General features: G+C 68.2%; 16 protein-coding genes and 1 riboswitch. Of the genes, 6 read left to right on the top strand and 10 right to left on the bottom strand.

The window, feature by feature from the left end; all coding sequences use genetic code 11:
* Window positions 1–11 precede the first annotated feature (11 nt).
* A complete protein-coding gene (locus EL272_RS14830; protein ID WP_061788103.1) occupies window positions 12–1,400 on the top strand; it encodes a hypothetical protein in 1,389 nt (462 codons plus the stop codon).
* A 35-nt stretch (window positions 1,401–1,435) separates the two neighbouring features.
* Here EL272_RS14830 and EL272_RS14825 read toward each other — a convergent pair whose 3' ends face one another.
* The 5 genes from EL272_RS14825 to EL272_RS14805 all read right to left on the bottom strand — a co-directional run bounded on the left by EL272_RS14825 (window position 1,436) and on the right by EL272_RS14805 (window position 7,429).
* Window positions 1,436–2,461, bottom strand: coding sequence for an alanine racemase (locus EL272_RS14825; RefSeq protein WP_061788104.1), 1,026 nt, complete (start codon window positions 2,459–2,461; stop codon window positions 1,436–1,438).
* A 1-nt stretch (window position 2,462) separates the two neighbouring features.
* Complete coding sequence (locus tag EL272_RS14820; protein ID WP_014848023.1) at window positions 2,463–3,590, bottom strand: lipid II:glycine glycyltransferase FemX; 1,128 nt, start codon at window positions 3,588–3,590, stop codon at window positions 2,463–2,465.
* A 104-nt stretch (window positions 3,591–3,694) separates the two neighbouring features.
* The gene (locus EL272_RS14815; RefSeq protein WP_041696881.1) at window positions 3,695–4,189 is read right to left on the bottom strand and encodes a DUF4282 domain-containing protein; all 495 of its coding nucleotides are present in this window, start codon (window positions 4,187–4,189) and stop codon (window positions 3,695–3,697) included.
* Window positions 4,190–4,305: 116 nt separating this feature from the next.
* Window positions 4,306–6,828: a sodium-translocating pyrophosphatase gene (locus EL272_RS14810; RefSeq protein ID WP_082793897.1), complete on the bottom strand. Its 2,523-nt coding sequence runs from the start codon at window positions 6,826–6,828 to the stop codon at window positions 4,306–4,308.
* 205 nt (window positions 6,829–7,033) lie between these two features.
* A complete protein-coding gene (locus EL272_RS14805; RefSeq protein WP_244926094.1) occupies window positions 7,034–7,429 on the bottom strand; it encodes an SRPBCC family protein in 396 nt (131 codons plus the stop codon).
* 389 nt (window positions 7,430–7,818) lie between these two features.
* Here EL272_RS14805 and EL272_RS14800 point away from each other — a divergent pair, with 389 nt between their 5' ends.
* Window positions 7,819–8,271, top strand: a complete 453-nt coding sequence (locus EL272_RS14800; RefSeq protein ID WP_061788106.1) for a TY-Chap domain-containing protein — start codon at window positions 7,819–7,821, stop codon at window positions 8,269–8,271.
* 16 nt (window positions 8,272–8,287) lie between these two features.
* Here EL272_RS14800 and EL272_RS14795 read toward each other — a convergent pair whose 3' ends face one another.
* The gene (locus EL272_RS14795) at window positions 8,288–8,920 is read right to left on the bottom strand and encodes a (2Fe-2S) ferredoxin domain-containing protein (protein ID WP_061788107.1); all 633 of its coding nucleotides are present in this window, start codon (window positions 8,918–8,920) and stop codon (window positions 8,288–8,290) included.
* Window positions 8,921–9,098: 178 nt separating this feature from the next.
* Window positions 9,099–9,276, bottom strand: a riboswitch (cobalamin riboswitch).
* A 176-nt stretch (window positions 9,277–9,452) separates the two neighbouring features.
* Between EL272_RS14795 and EL272_RS14790 the strand changes: the two genes are divergently transcribed.
* Both EL272_RS14790 and EL272_RS14785 read left to right on the top strand, forming a co-directional pair.
* Complete coding sequence (locus EL272_RS14790; protein ID WP_123824282.1) at window positions 9,453–10,706, top strand: MFS transporter; 1,254 nt, start codon at window positions 9,453–9,455, stop codon at window positions 10,704–10,706.
* Window positions 10,707–10,833: 127 nt separating this feature from the next.
* Window positions 10,834–11,733 (top strand): PAC2 family protein, encoded by a 900-nt coding sequence (locus EL272_RS14785; RefSeq protein ID WP_014848014.1) that lies wholly within the window; start codon window positions 10,834–10,836, stop codon window positions 11,731–11,733.
* A gap of 151 nt (window positions 11,734–11,884) precedes the next feature.
* Here EL272_RS14785 and EL272_RS14780 read toward each other — a convergent pair whose 3' ends face one another.
* Entirely contained in the window at window positions 11,885–12,367 is a 483-nt protein-coding gene (locus EL272_RS14780; protein ID WP_061788109.1) for a MogA/MoaB family molybdenum cofactor biosynthesis protein, read from the bottom strand.
* A 209-nt stretch (window positions 12,368–12,576) separates the two neighbouring features.
* Here EL272_RS14780 and secA2 point away from each other — a divergent pair, with 209 nt between their 5' ends.
* Window positions 12,577–14,847 carry an accessory Sec system translocase SecA2 gene (secA2, locus tag EL272_RS14775; protein WP_061788110.1) on the top strand — a complete coding sequence of 757 codons (2,271 nt, stop codon included), beginning with the start codon at window positions 12,577–12,579 and terminating at the stop codon, window positions 14,845–14,847.
* Window positions 14,848–15,120: 273 nt separating this feature from the next.
* A complete protein-coding gene (locus EL272_RS14770; protein ID WP_014848010.1) occupies window positions 15,121–16,101 on the top strand; it encodes a ribose-phosphate diphosphokinase in 981 nt (326 codons plus the stop codon).
* A 10-nt stretch (window positions 16,102–16,111) separates the two neighbouring features.
* On the opposite strand, the gene EL272_RS14765 is transcribed toward EL272_RS14770, so the two are convergent.
* From EL272_RS14765 to EL272_RS14755, 3 genes are all read right to left on the bottom strand, one after another.
* Window positions 16,112–17,422: an MFS transporter gene (locus EL272_RS14765; RefSeq protein WP_082793898.1), complete on the bottom strand. Its 1,311-nt coding sequence runs from the start codon at window positions 17,420–17,422 to the stop codon at window positions 16,112–16,114.
* 163 nt (window positions 17,423–17,585) lie between these two features.
* A complete protein-coding gene (locus EL272_RS14760) occupies window positions 17,586–17,993 on the bottom strand; it encodes an FKBP-type peptidyl-prolyl cis-trans isomerase (RefSeq protein ID WP_061788112.1) in 408 nt (135 codons plus the stop codon).
* 37 nt (window positions 17,994–18,030) lie between these two features.
* Window positions 18,031–18,849: a hypothetical protein gene (locus EL272_RS14755; protein ID WP_061788113.1), complete on the bottom strand. Its 819-nt coding sequence runs from the start codon at window positions 18,847–18,849 to the stop codon at window positions 18,031–18,033.
* Between the last annotated feature and the right edge of the window lie 131 nt (window positions 18,850–18,980).

Genomic DNA, 18,980 nt, shown 5'->3' with positions numbered 1-18,980 from the left:
AAGGTGTTCGCATGAAAAATGCGCTGCTGGAGGGGCTCGGCGGGCCGGCCGGGCGTTACGCCCGGCGTTCGGGCCTCTGGTTCGATCCGTTGCCGTGGTCGTTGTTGGTTGCCACGGTGCTGTTCGTGGTCTGTTCACTGCGGCAGATACCGTGCGTCCAGACCTCCGAGACCGTCCGGGTCAACGCGTTCATCGTGCTCTGCTACTCGGATGTGCCGCTGGCGTGGAACAGCAGCGGGTTCGCGTTCGGCGCCCACCCGCTCGACGGCGGGCAGATGCAGTATCCGCCGCTGCTCGGTTTGCTGCTTTTCGTCGTGATCGGGATCTCCGGTCTGCTCGGGGCCCCTGTCGGCAAGTCGCTGGGGGTGCAGGCCCAGCTCGACGGGTCGCAGGTGTTCTACGCCGTCTGCATGGTGCTGCTGTTCGCGTGTTTTCTGCTGTGGGTGCTGTGCCAGACCTTCATGGGCCGCGACTCGCGGGGCGGCCGGTACCGCTCCTGGGACGGCATGTGGCTGGCGGCCTCGCCCGTGGTCCTGGCCTCCGGGCTGGTGTCGTGGGATCTGTTCGCGGTTTCACTGGCCGCCCTCGGGTTGCTGTTGTTCTCCAAGGGGCGGCTGGTGTTGTCGGGGGTCGTGCTCGGGCTCGCGGTCTGCGCGGGTCTGATGGCGATCGCGGTGGTGCTGGCCGTCGCCCTGGCCGTTGTGCTTCGGGGCCGGGCCGGGCAGGTGGGGAAATTCCTCGGAGCCGCGGCGGCCACCGTCGCGCTGCTGCATCTGCCGTTGCTGATTCTGAACTGGGAGGCCGTCGCCAGGTACTACCAGGGTGAGGCGACGAAGAACCTGTCCTACGGGTCGCTGTTCTACCTCGGGAAACTGTTCGGCTGGGAGGTGCGGGCCGCGGGGTCGCTGGGACTGATGCTGACGGCGCTGCTGCTGGTGATCGTGGCGGCCTGGCTCTACCTGCGGGGACACCGGCCACGTGTCGGCACCCTCGTGGTGCTGTTCGTGTTCCCGACGGCGCTGTTCGGCGCCACCTACGCCCCCCAGACCGCGCTGTGGCTGCTGTTGGCACTACTGGTGGGGCGGCTCGGCCGCCTGGAGTGGGTGGCCTTCACCGTCACCCAGGTGATCTACTGGGCCGCGGTTTGGGGGTATCTGGGCGGGCAACTCAACTCGAACCCGAACATCTACTTCGCCACCATCATCCTGCGAATCGTCGTGGAGGTCTGGATCTTCATCTCCTGCCTGCGCGACGCCGCCGACCCGGGCCACGATCCGCTGCGCACCCAGCAGGTCGCCGACCCGATCGGCGGTGTGCTGAACGAGGCCGCAGGCCCATTTGCACGGTTGCGCAGCACTCAACCCGAGAATCGAGCCGAAATGGGCCAGTTTCCGGCTTGAGTGCTGCGCAACCGTGCGATCGGCGGTGATGCCCCTCAGTTCCAGACGAGTTCGTCGCAGGTGGTGGTGGTCTGGCGGGTGGTGACGGGGATTTCGTCGCCGACCTCGACCCCGGCGCTCGTGCCCCCGACGAACACCATGGAGGCGTGCATGTGCGGGGGTTCCGCGAAGGGGCGTTTGCGACCCGCGATGCTGAACGGCGACCTCGAGACCCCGGCGGCGTCCAGGACGCCCTGCGCCAGGCTCACGCCCCGCTGCCGCAGCGACCGGGCCGGCGACGGCGCCGACAGCGCGATCCCGTGGGAGGTGCCGCCGCTGACGATCACCAGCCAGCCGTCCCGGGGGGCACGCGACTGGTTGTAGCCGTAGCGGGCACCGCGGGCAACGCGGTGCACGTCGAGGACGGTGGCGGTGGTTCTCAGGGCCTGCGGGGCCCCCAGCCACAGCCGGGTTCCCATCCGCATCCGGGTCTGCACACCCAGCTGGGTGCGGAACCTGCGGTAGTCGTTCACGCCCAGGTGTGAAACCCACACCGCGCCCCGCTGATGGGCCACGGCCTCCGATGCGAGCTGCTTGGCCTCCGACAGCTGCCCCTTCAACGGCAGGTGCATCGTCCAGCCCTCGAATCCCAGTTTCCCGGCATCCACCGACGCGATCTCCTGCGGCGTGATGCCGTGCCTGCGCATCGACGTCATGAGTTCCACCACCACCCGGGTTCCCGGATGCGTGGTGCGCAACTCGTCGAGGTCGGTGAGGCGGGAGACGACGGTGATGACGCGGGGATCGTCGAGCAGGGCCGTGGCGGTCTCGTCGAAGGGCCGCCACGGGTTCAGGACGATCACGTCGCGCGACCATCCCGCCTCCCTGACCGTCGCGACCTCGTGGGCGGTGCCGACCGCCAGGCAGTCGCTGTTGAGACGTTCGGCCTCGCGGGCCAGGACGTCCAGTCCGAGGCCGTAGCCGTTGCCCTTGGCGACGGGCACCAGCCCCGGGAACTCCTCGTGGACGTGCTTGACGTGGTCGCGCCAGGCGCGGGTGTCGATGGTCAGTTTGAGGGTCATGTCACCGCCGCTTCAGGTACTGCTGGAAGGCGAAGTGGAGGAACGAGCTGATGGGTTTGTCCCATTCCCCGAGGTAGGCGACGGCCTCGCCTCCCGTGCCCACCTTGAACTGGATGAGCCCCAACTCCGGGTCGTCGGCCGCCAGGCCCTCGGTGATGCCGCGCAGGTCGTAGATGTCTGCTCCGGCGTCGCGGGCGTCGCGCATCATGCGCCACTGGATGGCGTTGGAGCCGCGGACCTCGCGTTTCGCGGTGGTGGAGGCACCGTAGGAGTACCAGGCGTGGGTGCCGACGCGAATGAAGGTGGTGGCTGCCACCAGGTCGCCCTCGTGTTCGGCCAGGTAGACGCGCATCCGGTCGGGTTCCTCGGCGTTGAGGGCGTCCCACATGGTCTCGAAGTAGGGCAGCCCGCGGCCGGTGAAGTGGTCGCGTTCGGCGGTTTCCAGGTAGATGCGGTGGAACCGGGCCAGGTCGGCGCGTTCCCCCCGGGTGACCGTCACGCCCAGCTTGTCGGCCTTCTTGATGTTGCGGCGCCACAGCTGATTCATGCCCTTCAGCAGCTGCTCGTCGGTCAGTGCCGCGCCTTCGGCGTCGGTCAGGCGCAGCTGGTAGTTGAACTTCGGCTGCCCGGCGGCGAAGCCGTGACCCTCCGCCTGGGGCTGCCAACCGAGATGATCCAGGGTTCGCAGCACGCGGGTGCCGGTCAGGGTGGTCTCGTCGGGGGTGGCCTGCGACAGGGCGGTGATCCCGGGATCGGCGATGGCGGCCTTCACGGTGGGCGCCAGCCAGCGGTGGTGCACCACGGTCGGGCCGATCCGCACGGCGAACGCCTTGTTGCGGCGGGCGTGGGCGACGAGCGCCTCCAGGTGGGCGTCGACGTCGGGGCGGTCCCAGTCGAGGACGGGGCCCTCCGGCAGGTAGGCCAGGTAGCGGGGCAGTTTCGGCAGCTGCCGGTACAGGACGAGCCCCACCCCGGTTAGGGTGTCGCCGTCGAAGAAGCCAATGGATTCGGAACGCCACTCCGGTTTCACCTTCCCCCAAGCGGGAAGCTGTAGGAAACTCGCCTGACCACGAGCCGCCACGAAGGCCAGGTGCTCGTCGGCGCTGATCGTCTTGACGGTGATGCTCACGACTACAACCTACCGGCTGTGGCGGTTACGTTCGTGGGATCCCCCGGGGATTGAGGTCGAGCCGGGCCGAGGTCTCTGTCGTGTATGGCCCGGCTCAACCAGCATCAATCGGACTCGCCTGCAACGGCCCGATACGTCTCCATTATCACACGAACGGCGGCCAACGTGGTGAGGAAACCGGCAGGGGCCAGGAACAGCGAGACGACGATGAGCAGTGGATTCTGGCTGGTGAACCCCATGGCGAGGATCGCGACCGCCAGGAGGGCCGCCGTGATGGTTCCGAGAAGGTAGGCCGTTTTGATGGCTGCGGTGCTCAAGCGGCGTTTGAAACCGAAGTCGAACAGCGCGGCGAAAAAGTTGTTCGGGCTCGGTGGAACCTGCGGTGGCTGCTGCTGGGGTGGGGGTGCGGACTGGCCCATAGGTCCGCCCGGGGAGGGGGAGGGCGGCAGGCCCTGCGGGGACGCGTTGGAGACCGCCTGCTGGCCCCAGGCGTCCGTGGCCTGCGGGTCCCAGACGTTCCCGGTGGGCTGCGACTGCTCCCACACGTTTCCCTGCTGGTCGCCGCCGTACGGGTCGTGGGGGTACTGCGGACTGCTCATGATGGTTCCTCTCCACACGGGCGCACTCAATCACCGACCACTCTTGCACATTCCCGCCCCGGAACGGACGGAGGGTGGGGCCGGGGTGTCGTCCCGGCCCCACCCGTCGCGGACCCTCAGGCCTTGATGTCCTCGATCCTCTCGCCGATCCGCATGCCGTAGAAGGAGCGGTAGCAGAAGAAGGCGGAGACGAGCAGGAACACCGCGGCCAGGACGTGGGCCAGCACACCCAGGCCCTGGGCGGTGATCGCGGTGGCCAGTTCGACGGCCAGCAGCCCGAACAGCGTCGAGAACTTGATCACCGGGTTGAGCGCCACAGAGGAGGTGTCCTTGTAGGGATCACCGACGGTGTCACCCACGACGGTGGCGTCGTGCAGCGGCGTGTTCTTCGCGTCGAGATCCACCTCGACGAGTTTCTTCGCGTTGTCCCAGGCGCCGCCGGCGTTCGCCATGAAGATGGCCTGGTAGAGCCCGAACAGCGCCATCGCGACGAGGAACCCGATGAACAGGAACGGTTCGGCGAAGGCGAACGCCAGGGTGGCGAAGAACACGCCCAGGAAAATGTTGAACATGCCCTTCTGGGCGTACTGGGTGCAGATCTCGACCACCTTGTTGGAATCCTGGGCGGAGGCCTTCGTCTCGCCGTCGAGGTGCAGGTTCTGTTTGATGAACTCCACTGCCCGGTAGGCGCCCGTGGTGACGGCCTGCATGGAGGCGCCCGTGAACCAGTAGATCACCGCGCCGCCCAGCAGCAGGCCCAGCAGGAACGGGGCGTGCAGCAGCGACAGGTTCTCCAGGTTCTCGGTGAGCTTGTTGGTCAGGCCCATCATGATGGAGAAGATCATGGTGGTGGCCCCCACCACGGCGGTGCCGATCAGCACCGGTTTCGCCGTCGCCTTGAAGGTGTTGCCCGCGCCGTCGTTGGCCTCGAGGAAGTGCTTGGCGCGTTCGAAGTCGGGGCGGATGCCGTGATCGCGTTCCAGCTCCTCCTCGATGCTGGGGATCTCCTCGATGGTGGACAGCTCGAACACCGACTGGGCGTTGTCGGTGACGGGACCGTAGGAGTCGACGGCGATCGTCACGGGCCCCATGCCCAGGAAACCGAACGCGACCAGACCGAACGCGAACACCGCGGGGGCGATCATGAGCTGGCTCAGCCCCATGGTCGAGATGATGAAGCTCAACCCCATCAATCCGGTGATCGCCAGCCCGATCCAGTAGCCGGAGAAGTTGCCGGCCACCAGGCCGGAGAGGATGTTCAGCGACGCCCCGCCCTGGTTGGAGGAGACCACGACCTCGCGGGTGTGGCGGGCGTTGGTGGAGGTGAACACCTTCACCAGCTCCGGGATCAGTGCCCCGGCCAGGGTGCCGCAGCTGACGATCAGCGACAGCTTCCACCACATCCCGTCGGGCAGGCCACCGATCAGCGTCGCGGAGGTGCCGAAGGTACACGCGATGCACAGCACCGAGGTCAGCCACACCAGCGACGTCAGGGGCGCCTCGAAGTCCATCTCGGCGGCGTCGCGGTAGCGGGCGCGGGTGATGGCGGCGTTGACGAAGTACGAGATCCCGGAGGCCACCACCATCACGGCGCGGATCACGAAGATCCACACCAGCAGCTGCACCTGCACCATCTGGTCCTGGACCCCGAGGAGGATGAAGGTGATCAGCGCCACACCGGTCACGCCGTAGGTTTCGAAACCGTCCGCCGAGGGGCCGACGGAGTCACCGGCGTTGTCGCCCGTGCAGTCGGCGATCACGCCGGGGTTGCGGGCGTCGTCCTCCTTGATGTGGAAGACGATCTTCATCAGGTCGGCGCCGATGTCGGCGATCTTGGTGAAGATCCCGCCTGCGATGCGCAGCGCCGACGCGCCCAGCGATTCACCGATCGCGAAACCGATGAAACACGAACCCGCGATCTCGCCGGGCAGGAACACCATGATGACCAGCATCATCGCCAGCTCGACGGAGATCAGCACCATGCCGATGCTCATCCCGGAGCGCAGCGGGATGTCGTGGCAGGGGTAGGGGCGCCCGGACATCGCGGCGTGCGCGGTGCGGGAGTTGGCCAGGGTGTTGACGCGGATGCCGTACCAGGCCACCGCGTAGCTGCCGCCCATGCCGATCAGCGAGAACAGGATCACCACGGCCGTCCTGCCCACCCCGAAATTGACGAGGAACAGGTAGTAGATGACGATGATGGCGGCGATGAAGGCCCACAGCAGCATCAGGAACCGGCCCTGCTGTTTCAGGTAGGTCTTGCAGGTGGTGTAGATCAGCTCGGAGACGTCCCGCATCGCCGTGTGCACGGGCATGCGGTTCAGCTGCGAATAGGTGATGATCCCGAACACCAGGCCGAGGGCGCACACGATCAGTCCGAGACCGAGCAGCACGCTGCCCGGCAGGCCGAGGAAGGAAACGGAATCGAGCTTGGGCAGCTGGAGGTTCGCCTCCCCGCCGATGTGGCTACCCGACTGGCCGCCACCGGAATCGCACGAGGTGAGACAGAATACGCCGACCGCGGCTCCGAGCAGCCCGATGCCCTTCGTGGGATTGCGCCGGGCGGGCCGTGGGTCCGTCGCGGCGCGGAGGGCTTTCTCTTCTGGTGCTGTCACCGCTTCTCGCGGTAGCTCGGTCATGATGCTCCCTAGCGATCATTTGTGTACTGGCTACGTCGCCAGTCTGTCCCGGCACACTTTACGCCTGCGGTTTGCGGCCCGGAAGAGTGGCGGGAGGGATTTCGAGGGGAATGGGTGTCGCGAAAACATGGGCGGCCCGGCCGGCGGAAAACCGCAGGCCGGGCCGCCTGACAGGTCCTTCGGGTCCCGGATGGTTCCGTTGCCGTCAGGAAGCGGTGATCAGGGCTTCGAGGGTCGTCTCCCAGCGGGCGCGGAGAGCCTCGAGGTCGGCGTCCTCGGGAAGGTTGCCGTGGACGATCGTCAGTTCCGTTCCGCTGTCGACGGCACGCATCCTGAGGTCGACGAGAGTGGCCGGCGCCCCTTCGGACGCGTGCCACGAGAACCGGATCTGTTCCTTGGGGTGGAAGCTGCGGGTGATGCCGTAGGTGCCGTCATCGGCTTTCCACGACTCACCCTTGTTGCCGAGCTGCCCGCCTGCGCCGAGCAGTGTCTGCGCTCCGGCGGGGGTCATGAGGGCCCTCCAGACGGCTTCCAACTGGGTGGGAGCCACCCGGGTGACCGCCACGCTTCTGGTTTCGCTTACTGCCTCCGTGGTCTCCATGATGATGCCTTTCATCTCTTCGGGCGTCGCCTGTGGCGTCCGGTGCATCAAGCCTAGTAGCCCCCGGGGCTGGACGGGAGGGGGATCGGGGAAAAGGCGACTTTTGGCCAGCGGGAGGGGCGGTTCGGCGAGCCCTTTACGCCGGCGGGCGGGCCCCGAGGGCCGGCGCGGTTCGCGTCGAAACGACGCCCGGTCCCCGGGAGATTTGATTTTTCCGGAAAAGTTTTCCACAAGCACTTGTGGGAAAGTGTGTTTTCTGTGGATTGTTCACTTTCGTTCAGGAAACGCAGTGGGGGCGGGTTCTGGTGGCGGTGTGCGCGGTGGGAAGGGTTTCCGGTTGGCCGGGATGGGATGATGAGAATCCTTGAAAGTGGTGTTGAGGAGGTGCGATGACCGGTTGGCGCGAATTCGATCCCGCCCTCACGCAGGTGCTCGTCGAACTGCCCGACGAGGCCGTTCTCGTCGTCAGCGGCAGGGGACGGCTGGTGCAGTTCCTCAGGGGCGGGGACCGGATGGCGGTGGAGGTCAGCAACGACTCCCCGGGTGACGAACCCCGCCTCAGGGACCGGCAGTGGCGGCTCGCCGACGAATGGGCCGGGCTGTGGCGCCGCGACTTCCCCCGCCCCGCGGGTCAACGGGAGGCGGCCGTGATCGTCGCGGAGACCGGGCACGTGCTGCGCAACGTGTGGGGCTGGACCGGTCTCGATGGGTTCCGCTACGAGTCGTGGGTGGAGATCACGCGGAAGGTGTTCGGGTTCTTCCCGAGAAGCGAGGAACGGCGCATCCGGTGGCCGGGGCTGGGGTTGCCGGAACGTCTCCACCCCGATCGCATGGACGAGTGACCCGGTCGGCGTCTCCTCACCGGGTCAGGCGCTTCACCAGCGCGGGCACGTCGTCGGGGGTGACGGGACCCAGCCACTCCATGTCGGGTTGCACCACGACGATGGGGGCCCGGTTGCACGGGTAGCAGCAGCCCGTCGCGGTCAGCAGCACCGATTCGTCCAGCGCCCCGGCCTCCGCCAGCGCCCGGCTGAGGGCCTCCTGCGTCTCGGGTGCGCCCTTCGCGTTGCAGCGCGGCCCGCGGCACACCAGCACCTGCCGGGAAACGGGCGGGGGTTGTTCCCAGTTCGGGTTGGTGAGGGAATCGCGCGGCCCCAGGCGGCGGGCCTCTCCGGGGCAGGGCAGCTCCCCGGGCAGCCCGCGCAGGGGACGCCGGGAACACCACAGCTCCAGCAGCGGCCCACGCGAATCGAGCCACCAGCGCGCCACGCGGCCGAGCCATGACGCCGGCCCCAGGTCGTCGCCGAAGGTGACGCCGACCAGGTGCACCGGATCCGATCCGAGTCCGGCCAGCTCATCCAGCTGGTTCACCAGCGCCGGCCCCTCGCCCTGCAGCACCGCCACATCGGCTCCCAGCCCGTCCGCGACCTCCGCCAGCTCCGGCCAGCGTGCCGCGTCGGAGAGGGCGAGGGTGACCAGAAGGGTTCTCATCCGCGGCTCCGGTTCACGCGCCTTCGGTCGTACACCTCGAAGCGCCCCTTGTCCTTGATGGTCTCGGCTGGCTGAGTGCCGGCTCGGACCCCATGTGGGCCTGGCCGGAGGCGGCGGTGGACCGGGACACGGGTGTTCAGACGCATGGAAGCTCTTTCCAGTTGGGCCTTTTCGCGAGGCGTGGATGACGTCGTCGGCTGGTATTCGGACTCGAGTTCATTCCGTCGCGGACGCCTTCCCGGGATTTCTCCCAGTGGCCACGTGCCCGTTAGGTCCCTCTCACCGCTGCGCGTCAGTCCCGGATTCCCACCGGGTTCCCCGGCGCCTGGGGCGCCACCGACGAGCACACCGTAGCAGTGTGGTGAGTGTTGCCTGCAAGCGCCCTTCCCGGGTCGTCGGGCCGTCGTGGAATCCCGGTGCGGGGTGGGTCCGATGGCACTAGGTTGTTCCCGTGACTCAAACCCAGACCCAGGCGCCCGCCGCCGCCCTGCGCGAACGACGCACCTCCTGGGGAAAGATCTTCAGCTGGTGCATGTGGGACTGGGGAACCCAGCCCTTCGCCACCGTCATCACCACCTTCGTGTTCAGCACCTACATCTCCTCCGGGTCGCTGTTCGGGACCGGTGCCGGCGACGACACGCCGGCGTTCATGCTGGGCGTAGCGATGGCCGTGGCCGGGGTGCTCATCGCGCTGCTGGCGCCGGTGCTGGGGCAGGGCACGGATCGCTCCGGGAGGCGGATGTTCCACCTGCGCTGGCAGACGTGGGCGCTGGCGGCGGTCTCGGCGGCGCTGTGGTTCGTCGCGCCCGGGCAGCAGTACCTGTGGCTGGGCTTGGCGCTGCTCGGGATCGGCAACATCGTCTCCGAGGTGGCCAACGTCAACTACTACGCCGCCATCGACCAGGTGGCCACCCCCGGCAACGTCGGCCGCGTCTCCGGGTACGGCTGGGGCATGGGATACCTCGGCGGGATCGCGATCCTGCTGCTGATCGTCGCCGTCGCGGGCTCCGACATCGGCCCCGACGGGGTGCGCAACTCAATGCTGCTGTGCGGGGTGTGGACGGTGCTGTTCACCATTCCGTTGTTCATGGCCATCAAGGACCGGCCCGTGGCCTCCCCGCCGCCGCGCCAGTCGCCGGTGCGGGCCTACCGCGACCTCATAGGTTCCGTGATCCGCATCCACCGCGTCTCCCCGCACACGACCTGGTTCCTGCTGGCCTCCGCGCTGTTCCGCGACGGCCTGGCAGGGGTGTTCACCTACGGTGCGGTGCTGGCGAAACTGGTGTTCGGGTTCAGCACCGGCGAGGTGATCGTCTTCGGGGTGGTGGCCAACGTGGTCGCGGGGCTCGCGACCATCGTCTTCGGGCACCTGGACGACCGGACCGGGCCGAAACGGGTGATCCTGATCTCGCTGGGCGCGCTGGTGGGGTTGGGGTCGTGCATCTTCCTGCTCCACGACCGGGGGCCGGTGGTGTTCTGGATCTTCGGGATCGCCATGACCTTGTTCGTCGGCCCTGCGCAGTCGGCGTCGCGGTCCTTCCTGGCGCGTCTGATCCCGGAGGGTCACTCGGGTGAGGTGTTCGGGCTGTACGCGACGACCGGCCGGGCGGTGTCCTTCCTGGCGTCGTCGCTGTGGGTGCTGTCCCTGTGGCTGGGATCGTTCCTCGTCCCGGCGGGCGAGTCGGCGGTGCACTTCGGCATCCTCGGGATCGTGCTGGTGCTGGCCGCCGGGCTGGTCGTGATGATTCCCGTGCGCGAGGCCCAGCAGGTCATGCACCGCGGATGACCGCGGCCCGGTTCAACCGGCACGAAACGCCTCCCCGGGTGCCCGTTTCGTGTGGCCGCTCGTCCCCGGATGGCTATCCGGTTCCGGCAGGGGCGCAAAACGGGGGTTCAGCGGTTAGGCTGGGGGTATGTCCGACTGGTTTGCCATCAACGAAGACCTGTGGGGCACCGTCGCGGGGTCGCGACCTCCGCTGTTCTACTTCTTCGACGGTTTCATCGACTCGGGACGCGTCGGTGCGACGCTGATCGAGGCCCTCCTGGAGCACTCCGAACCGCAGCTGCTCGGGTCGTTCAACATGGACCTCGTCCACGACTACCGTGCCCGCCGTCCCGCCATGGTCTTCGACCGCGACCACTGGGCCTCGCTCGAGGAACCAGTGCTGAACCTGCACCTGGCACGCGACGCCGAGGGAATGCCGTACCTCGTGATGCGCGGTCCGGAACCCGATCACCGCTGGCGACTGTTCCGTGACGGACTGGTCGGGCTGGTCCAGCGGCTCGACGTCTCGATGCTGCTGACCGGTTACGGCATGCCCATGGCCTTCCCGCACACGCGCCCCACGCCCTTGGCGATACATACCACCGATCCGGAGCTGCGGCAGCAGAACCCCCGCTGGATCGACCGCCTCGAGATCCCGGCGTCCTTCTCCTCCTACCTCGAATACCACCTGGGGAAGCTCGGGATCAGTTCCTACGGAGCTGCCGCCCACGTGCCCCACTACCTCGCCAACGCCTCCTTCACACAGGCCGCGGCCACCATCCTTCACCGCTACGCGGAGGTGACAAAGCTGGCCCTGCCCACCGACGAACTCGACCTGGCGGCCGAGGCCAACCTGATGGCCATCGAGGCCGACACCCGCGGCGACGAGACCGCCCGCGAGCTGCTGCACCAGCTCGAGGAGCAGTACGACCGCTACACCGAACCCACCGGCGAGGACCTGCCCTCCGCCGACGAGATAGCGGCGGCGGTGGAACGTTTCCTCGCCCAGCGCGACGACGGCAACCAGCCCCCGCCCAAGGGGGAGTGAGGCCGGTCCTTCTAGGGGCGTTGCCAAGAGGAGCGTCGCACGCTCGCCGAACGTTTCGCCAGCGCCGAGGCCATTCGCCGCGGTGCCGTCGAAGAGCTCGCGGCAGAACCGTGACGTTCGCCGTCGAAGAGCAACGGCTCCCGGCATGTGCTCAGTGATCGGCGCCGTCGAGCTGTTCGACGAGGTGTCGCAGCAGTGGGCCTGCGACCTCTATGGTGTCGGATGCGCCGCCCTCAGAGCCGGGCGCGTTGATGATGATCGCCCGCGTCCCGGCGCACTCCACCACCCCCGCCAGGCCCCGCGACAACAGGGCGTGGGGGTTCTTCTCGGCGCCGCGACGCCGGACGGCCTCCATGATCCCGGGAAGCTCGCAGGCGAGCAGGTCGAGGGTGGCCTCGGCGGTGACGTCGCGCGGCCCGACTCCCGTGCCTCCGGTGGTAAGCACCACCCGCGACCCGGAAGCGACGGCCTCCCGGATGGCGGCGCGGATCATGACGAGATTGTCGGGCACCACCCTCGGCTCCCGGGTCTCGAATCCCAGCCCGTTCAGGGACTCCCGCAGCAGCGGGCCGGAACGGTCGGGGTAGATCCCGGCGGCGGCCCGGTCCGAACACGTGATCACTGCGGCCAACATGCGGGAATCCTAGCTCCCGTGCAGGGACGGATCCGTTCCGTGCAGGTCGGGGCGTCGGGAAAAAACCCGGCTGCGCAGCACTCAAACTCAGAAATTCCTCTTTCGGGGCACGAAACGGCACTGGGTGCTGCAAAACCGGATTCTTCCGCTACCAAGCGTGGTTTTCGTGATACGCCCTAGGCTGGGTGGCACCCAACCCAGGAGTCATCTTGCCCCTCACATCCGTTGCCGACCGTCTGCGCGAGTCCATGTGGCGTTCCGCCAACGACAAACGCCTCAAACGCCTTCAGCGGGTGGTGGACGCCATGCCGGAGAACCCGCCAGAGGCCCCGACATCCTTCGACGCGACCAGTGACGCCGAACTGGCCGGTTTCCTGGCGGTCGCAGGTGAGGTGGCGGGGCGGGAGGTGGGGCTCGACCCCTTCCCCAACCAGTACCTGGCCGCCGCCGCCCTGCTGCGAGGGTTCTCCATCGAACTGGCGACCGGGGAGGGCAAGACCCTCGTGGGTGCGATGGCCGCCGCCGGCTGGGCCCTGGAGGGGCGCCACGTCCACGTGCTGACCGCCAACGACTACCTCGCGGCCCGCGACGCCGACTGGATGGGTCCGCTGTACCGCGGCCTCGGACTGACCTGCGCGGCCGTGCAGGCCGACCAGGACCTCACCGCCCGGCAGACCGCCTACGCCGCCGACATCACCTACTCCTCGGTGGCCGAGGCCGGTTTCGACCTGCTCCGCGACCGCCTCGCCGCCCGGCCCGGGGACCGCACCGGGGCCCGCCGCGAGGTGGTGCTCGTCGACGAGGCCGACGCGGTCCTGCTCGACGAGGCCCGCGTGCCCCTGGTGCTCGCCGCCGACGCCGAACCGCACCGCGATGAACACGCCCTGGGGCTCGCCGCCTACGTGCGGGGCCTCGAGGCGGGCCGCGACTACGTCGTCGCGCCCGACCGTCGCACCGTCCACCTCACCGACGACGGGTTGCGCCGCGTCGAGGACGACCACCCCGACCGCGACCTGTTCGGCACCGACTCCGAGTTCCTCGTCTCGCTGAACCTCGCCCTCCACGCCCACGCCGCCCTGGAACGCGACGTCGACTACCTCGTCGCCGACGACCGCGTCTGGCTCGTCAGTGGGTCGCGGGGAAGGGTGGACCGGCTGCAACGCTGGCCCGACGGGCTGCAGCTCGCCGTCGAGGCGAAGGAGGCCCTCGAGACCGCTCCCGGACTCCAGGTCCTCGACCAGCTCGTCATCGCCGAACTGGTCGGCGGCTACGACAAACTCGTCGGCATGAGCGCGACCATGCGGTCCGCCGAGGAGGAACTCGAATCCCTGTACGGGCTGCAGGTCGCGGTCATCCCGTCGCACCTGCCGTGCCGCCGCAACGACCACCCCACCCGGCTCCACGCCACCTCCGGGCATCGCGACGCGGCCCTGGCGGACCTCGTCCGGGAATCCGGGGAACGGGGGCGACCCGTGCTGGTCGCGACCCAGAGCGTGAGGGAATCGGAGCGGATCGCGGACCTGCTGCGCGGCCTCGGCGTCGAATGCGTGCTGCTGAACGCCCGCAACGCCACCGAGGAGGCCGCGATCATCTCGCGGGCCGGTGAGGCGGGCCGGGTCACGGTCTCGACGCAGATGGCCGGGCGCGGCACCGACGTGGTGCCCTCACCCGAGGCCGTCGACGCGGGCGGGCTGCTGGTGGTCGGGGTGGGGCGTTTCCCCAGCGCCCGACTCGACGACCAGCTCCGCGGACGCGCCGGCCGGCAGGGCGATCCGGGGGAGTCGGTGTTCCTCGCCAGCCTCGCGGACCGCCTCGTCACCGACAACGACCCCGACCATCCCGAACCCGCGGTCGTGGACGGCGGTGGTGAGGTCGAACAGTGCCGCGCGAACCGTCGTGTCCTGGGGGTCGTGGACCATGCGCAGCGGGTCAGCGACGGCGACCAACGCAACCTGAGGTGGCTGTCGTGGCGTTACGGCGAACTGCTGCGCCGCCAACGCACCCATCTCGTCGAAGTGCGCGAAACCTGTCTCGAGGGGCCCGAGGCCCTGGACCGGCTCGCCGAACACGCGCCCGAGGAGGTCGCGGAGCTGGATGAGCGGGTCGGGGAGGACGAACTCGAGGAAGGGGCGCGACTGGCGCTGGTCGCAGCCATCGACGCCGCCTGGAGCGCGCACCTCGGGCACGCAGCCGAGCTGCGCGAGGGCATCCACCTGCGGGTGCTGGCCCGCGAGGATCCGCTGACCGAGTTCGAGAAGGAGATGGGGGCGGCCTACCAGGGCCTTTCCGGACGCATCCTCGACGACGCCGTCGCCGCCCTCCTGGAAGCTCCGGTCGTCGATGGGCGGCTGGACCTGGAATCGCTGGGATCCCGTATCCCCAGCGCCACCTGGGCCTACACCGTCACCGACAACGAACTTGGCGACGATTTCACCCGGATGGGTCGCGCTCTGCGCCGTCGCCTCACGGGTCGAGGATAGCGTTTGCCTGCCTTGTGGGGTCGGTCCGGGGTTCGCTTGTCTTGTGGTCGTTTGCTTGCGCTGTAGCGCTGGCGGATGACGGTTGGGGTGGCGTTTCCGTCGGGAAGGCTGGCGGATGACGGGAGGGCCAGCGGATGACGGGAGGGCTGGCGTCGAGGCGGGCGATCGCTGACAGGAGTTTTGACGGGTACCGTGTCGCGGCGCCCTTTGGCGGTCTCGGCGACGGCCTCCCCACTAGGGTGGGGACGTACAGCCGTCTAACAAGGAGAGACCGTGAAGGGCATCGTTGTTTTCTCCGGTTCCGCCCATCATGCGCTGGCTGACGAGATCTGCGACCATCTTGAGGTTCCCCGGAGCCACGTGAAGATCTCCCGGTTCAGCAACGACTGCCTCCAGGCCCAGCTGCTCGCCAACTGCCGACAACGCGACGTCTACATCGTGCAGCCTCTCGTGCCACCCACCCAGGAGCACCTGATGGAGTTGCTGCTGATGGTCAACGCCGCACGCGGCGCGTCGGCAGCGCAGATCACGGCGGTGATCCCGCACTACGCCTACGCCCGTTCCGACAAGAAGGACGCCTCCCGCATCTCCCTGGGCGGTCGTCTCGTCGCCGATCTGCTGGTAACCGCCGGCGTCGACCGGGTGCTGACGATGAACCTCCACGCCCCGCAGGTCCACGGGTTCTTCTCCGTGCCGGTGGATCACCTCACGGCGCTCGGCGTCATCGCCGACCACTACCGCGGCCGCGACCTCAGCAACCACGTCGTCGTCTCCCCGGACCTGGGCAACGCCAAACAGGCGACGCTGCTGGCGCGTCTGCTCGGGCTGCCCGTGGCGGCCGGCAACAAACAACGCCTCGCCGACGACAAGGTGGTGATCTCGTCGGTGGTCGGTGACGTCGCGGGCAAGAAGGCCATCGTGCTGGACGACGAGATCGCCACGGGCGGGTCGATCATCGAGATCGTCTCCCGGCTGGCCGACTTCGGCTGCGCCGAGGCCTCCATCGCCTGCACCCACGGCCTGTTCGCAGGCTCGGCGGTGGAGCGCCTCACCTCCGCCACCCACATCTCGGAGGTGGTCTCCACCAACACCGTCCCCGCCCCCGGGAACTTCCCGGGCCTGAAGGTGCTGAGCGTGGCGTCGCTGTTCGCGGAGGCCATCGCCCGCATCCACAGCGGCAACTCGGTTTCGACACTGTTCAACGGGGTCGATCCCGCCTACGCCCAACCCCAGGAACCCGAGGGCCTGTTCTGATTTCGAATATTCAGCGACGCCTGCCGGCGCGGATTCTCTCCGCGACCTCCCGCCAGGTCGGGACTATCACCCCGTGGGGGCGCATCATGGTGCGCAGCCGGTGGCGGGTGCTGAAGATGCCGATCAGGCCGACGGCGAAGAACGGGAACTGCAACGCCATGGCCTGGTCGAGCTGTTCGGCGGTGTAGTCGCCGGAGGGGTTGAGCCAGCCCAGGAAGGCGCTGATGGCCAGCAGACTCAGGGTGGCTCCCGTGAAGGAACCGGTGATGACCAGGCCGTTTGCCGCGCCGAGGCGGTGCGGGGGCAGCAGGGTGCGGGGATAGTCGAATCCGATGCCGGTACCCGGACCGCCCGCGGACATCGCGACCACCAGGAGAATCAGCAGCCACCACGGTGCCCTTCCCGGCCACAGCAGCGCCGCCGCCCATCCGAGCACATTGACCCCGATGACGGTGAGAGCCAGATTGCTGCGACGCAGCGGGTGACGTGAGGTCAGCCAACCCAGCAGCGGTGAGAAGACGATGGCGCCGTAGACGGTGAGGCTGAACAGGAAGGCGGCCTCGGCCTCCGAGAGTCCCTCCGCCCGTTGCAACCATGGGATGCCCCAGATCATCGCGAACACGTTGACACTGAAACCGCTGGTGAAGTGCACCCAGAACCCGAGCCGGGTCGCGGGATGCCGCCAGGCGTCGGCGATGCCGCGGGGCAGGTCGGAGAGCCTCTCCTCCTTCGGTGCGGGACGGGTCCGGCCGGGGGGCACGTCGCGAACCCAGACCGCGCTCATGACCCCCGCGACCCCGGATGCGAGGGCCGCACCCAGGAAGGCCCACGCCCAGCCTTGGGCGTTGAACAGGGGAAGCAGGATGGTCGCGGAGGCCACCTGCCCCATCTGCCCCAGCAGTCCCGCCAGCTGCGTCAGGACCGGCACCCGCGACGGTGCGAACCACTCGGGGATGAGCCGCAGCAGCGAACCGTACATGCAGGCGTCGCCGATCCCCAGCAGGATGCGGGCGGCGAAGGCCAGCGGAAGGGAGTCGGCGAAGGCCATGATCACCTGCGCGGCGACCATCACCCCGGAGCCTGTGATCATCACCACCCGTGACCCGTAGCGGTCCACCAGCACCCCGGCGGGTAGCTGCGCCAGCGCGTAGATCGCGAGTTGGAGCATCACGAAGGTGGAGATGATGCCGACGCTGGTGCCGAAATGGTTCGCCGTCTGGATCCCCAGGACCCCGAGGCTGGTGCGCTGCATGATCGCGACGCAGTAGGCGAGGATGCCGACGCCCCACACGATCCAGGCCAGCCGCCCGGTCCTTGCCACCTCGTGCTCCTTTCCCACCACGTCCGCGGAAAGTGTAGAGGCTCTGGGAGGCGCAGTTGGTTTCGACTCGGGTCGCTCGTTCCTCGCGACCCGGCTCAACCGGCTTGTGGGGGTGGAAGTTGGTTGAGCCGACCTGCTCAGCCGGCTTCAGGGAAGGGGCCGTTCAGGCGATGCCGAGGATCTCGGTGACGAAGACCAGGGTCGCCCCGCCCTTGATGCCGGCCTGCGGGACGCCGTGGTCGCCGTAGCCGAGTTCGGCGGGGATGGACAGCAGGACCCGGGAACCGACGCGCTGACCCACGAGGCCGTCGTCCCAGCCGCGGATCACCTCTCCGACGCCGACGCGGAAGCTCAGCGGCCGGCCCCGGTCGTAGGAGTTGTCGAAGACTGCTCCGTCCCAGGACTGCCCGAGGTAGTGGGTCGAGATGGTGTCGCCCGCCTTGACCTCCGGTCCGGTTCCGGCGTCGAGCAGCTGCACGTGAAGGCCTTCGGGGGCTTCGGTGCCGGGGAAGGTGAGGGTTGGTTTTGAACCCTTGGTGCCCTGCACGGAGGGCATTTTGGTCTTGCTCATGTGCCAGGAGCCTAGCGACACCCGGGGCCGACCGTCGTCAGTCGCCGCTGAGCGCCTTCACCCAGTCGGGGGTGGGGGTGGGGATCTGGTCCTGGGTCACGTCGCAGCTGGCCTTGGTGCCGGGGGCGGGCCCGAACTCGCGGCCCGCGAAGATGTTGGTCTTGACCCACTCGTAGTAGGCGTTGAACTTGCCCGTGTCGTAGGGGTTGTCCTTGGCGCAGCGGGCCACGTAGTAGCCGACCACCTCGGGGAGGGTTTCCAGGTTGTTCCTGCCCGCGTAGGAACTGAAGACTTCCTGCTTGGCCGCGAGGCCCTGGAACTCGGTCCAGTACTTGGGGTTCGAATCCCGGTCGGCGTTGAAGATGTGGGTGAACTCGTGGATGACGATTCGCGACAGGCGGCCGATGTCGCCGAGATCGACGGCTTCCTTCCACTTGGTGAAGTCGAAGGTCAGGTAGCCGGGTTTCGTCAGCGACCAGTCGCCCCAGGCGAATCCACCGATGCTCGCGGCGTTGATGCCGATGGTGCCGGATACCTTGGCCTTGAGATTGGCCAGGAAGTCGGTGCAGGAGACGGCGTCGAGGGCCTGCCACACGACGCTGATCTGGGTGCGGTTCGCGTCGGTCCAGCCGTTGCCGGCCAAGGTCACACCGAAGTTGTCGGACAGCTGCTTGGTGATCTCGGAGATCGGGGCCTTGTCGCCCGGCCAGGGATGGGTGGTGGGGCAGGGGGCGTGGATGCCGACCACCGACGGCCCCACCGTGGCCTTCTCGCCCTTGGCGGTTGCCGATGCTGCTAGAACAATTCCTGCGATGGCCACCGCGGCCGCGGTCAACCAGATCACAAGCTTGCGCATCGGCATCTCCTGCTTTCGGGTACGGACTGGGAAAGACTCTCTCAGGATTCTCAGGAAGTCAAATTCAGGGGAGAGTCGGGGTGAACCCCGGTGCACTTACTTTGCTCAGATTATGTGATATGGGCCGCTGA

Origin of the sequence: Arachnia propionica (genome assembly GCF_900637725.1) — a bacterium.
Lineage (GTDB): Bacteria > Actinomycetota > Actinomycetes > Propionibacteriales > Propionibacteriaceae > Arachnia > Arachnia propionica.
The sequence above is the reverse complement of the archived record's forward strand: the minus strand, read 5'-3'. Positions and strand labels throughout refer to the sequence as shown.

What these genes read in the sequence shown, in the direction of transcription:
- EL272_RS14780 (WP_061788109.1), bottom strand. Translation starts at nt 12,367, where the DNA reads ATGTTGGCCGCAGTGATCACGTGTTCGGACCGGGCCGCCGCCGGGATC.
- EL272_RS14805 (WP_244926094.1), bottom strand. Translation starts at nt 7,429, where the DNA reads ATGGAGACCACGGAGGCAGTAAGCGAAACCAGAAGCGTGGCGGTCACC.
- EL272_RS14760 (WP_061788112.1), bottom strand. Translation starts at nt 17,993, where the DNA reads ATGAGCAAGACCAAAATGCCCTCCGTGCAGGGCACCAAGGGTTCAAAA.
- EL272_RS14815 (WP_041696881.1), bottom strand. Translation starts at nt 4,189, where the DNA reads ATGAGCAGTCCGCAGTACCCCCACGACCCGTACGGCGGCGACCAGCAG.
- EL272_RS14785 (WP_014848014.1), top strand. Translation starts at nt 10,834, where the DNA reads ATGTCCGACTGGTTTGCCATCAACGAAGACCTGTGGGGCACCGTCGCG.
- EL272_RS14825 (WP_061788104.1), bottom strand. Translation starts at nt 2,461, where the DNA reads ATGACCCTCAAACTGACCATCGACACCCGCGCCTGGCGCGACCACGTC.
- EL272_RS14755 (WP_061788113.1), bottom strand. Translation starts at nt 18,849, where the DNA reads ATGCGCAAGCTTGTGATCTGGTTGACCGCGGCCGCGGTGGCCATCGCA.
- EL272_RS14830 (WP_061788103.1), top strand. Translation starts at nt 12, where the DNA reads ATGAAAAATGCGCTGCTGGAGGGGCTCGGCGGGCCGGCCGGGCGTTAC.
- EL272_RS14800 (WP_061788106.1), top strand. Translation starts at nt 7,819, where the DNA reads ATGACCGGTTGGCGCGAATTCGATCCCGCCCTCACGCAGGTGCTCGTC.
- EL272_RS14795 (WP_061788107.1), bottom strand. Translation starts at nt 8,920, where the DNA reads ATGAGAACCCTTCTGGTCACCCTCGCCCTCTCCGACGCGGCACGCTGG.
- EL272_RS14810 (WP_082793897.1), bottom strand. Translation starts at nt 6,828, where the DNA reads ATGACCGAGCTACCGCGAGAAGCGGTGACAGCACCAGAAGAGAAAGCC.
- EL272_RS14790 (WP_123824282.1), top strand. Translation starts at nt 9,453, where the DNA reads ATGTGGGACTGGGGAACCCAGCCCTTCGCCACCGTCATCACCACCTTC.